Origin of the sequence: Crenothrix polyspora, assembly GCF_900163755.1 — a bacterium.
Lineage (GTDB): Bacteria > Pseudomonadota > Gammaproteobacteria > Methylococcales > Methylomonadaceae > Crenothrix > Crenothrix polyspora.
This window is the reverse complement of sequence record NZ_FUKI01000029.1, coordinates 1-1169: the sequence shown is the minus strand read 5'-3', so window position 1 is coordinate 1169 and position 1169 is coordinate 1. Positions and strand designations below refer to the sequence as shown.

Below are 1169 nucleotides of genomic sequence, written 5' to 3'. Positions count from 1 at the left end.
GGCAACACGCAATAAAAATACCCCCATTTTTTCATGTAAGTTGTGGTTGGATAGTCAGGCAGTATTTTGGCAACAAAGGGTGACGTATTATCCGGTCATTGATAGGGTTAAAAGCTTTTTTGGTTATTTTCACACCTTTTTTGTAGACCGTTTGTAACACTTCTACGAGGGGTTTAAGCCCCTTCCAAGTCATGGATTTTGCCCATTCGACAGTGACTAGCAACGTATCCAAAAGCGTTGCGTTCCAATGGCTTTCAAGGATGCCCCAGCAGCGCTCGATGGCATTGTATTTACTGTGATAGGGCGGATAATAGACCAAAACGATCTCAAGCTCATACTTGTCGGCAAACTCTGTCATACGCTTTAGAAACTGGGTTCTTCGGCCAGAGTTGTTAGGGCCATTGTCCAAGTTGATGACCAGCTGCTTGATGTTGCCGTGTTTTTCCTTGTTGAATCCCCACCACGCCTCCAGGGCATCGACGATGAAATCGCTGGTCTCAAACGAGACCCCAAAGATAATCGTGAGCAATCCAGTCAACACTTCAAGGATACCGAAAGGCACCAGTTTGGGCTTGTTGCCCATATCATGGTCGGCAGCTCTCAGCGGTTTTTGGCAGCGTGAGGTGCCACCACGAGAGGAGTCGCACAAATCCACTTTGGCCTTGGTGTCGATTGAAATACGTAAGGAATCTTCGCGGTTGTCCGACTCCCGATTGGCGGCCTTGACGTTCTTAAAAATAGCGTCGGTTTCCTTGATCTTTTTCAGTGGCTTGGTCTTCTGCACCCGGCGTAGCTTGTAATTCAGGCGGTTCAGGATGTTGCCGATGGTCTTTTCACACGGCAAGTCCTCATGTTTCCATCCCTTGTGGCTGATAAGGGCGGCTCGTATGGCTTTGGCCGTTATCCGTGTATATTTGAAGGGCGTTTGGAACTTAGGGTCGACTTGGCTTTCAGCCTCAGCCAAATCGACGATATCGATTTCCAGTTGCGGATTTTTTTCTTCCGTCTTCTTGTTGCCGCTCGCTTTCTGCCCACCAAGGCAGGCAATACCTGTACGCAGTTCGTTCAATCCTAATGCAACCGCTTGTCGATCCCAACCAAATGTGGTTTCAGCCTTGCGTGGCCTGGAGTCCAGGTAATCAATTGTCACTTGGGCTTGAAAGGCCCTT

Annotated in this window: 1 protein-coding gene; it reads right to left on the bottom strand. The window is 48.6% G+C overall.

Features of this window, described 5'->3' with window-relative positions; genetic code table 11:
• Positions 1-31: 31 nt before the first annotated feature.
• Positions 32-1169, bottom strand: a 1138-nt coding sequence (locus CRENPOLYSF2_RS02050; protein WP_087142304.1) for an ISAzo13 family transposase, incomplete at its 5' end; no start/stop codon positions are given.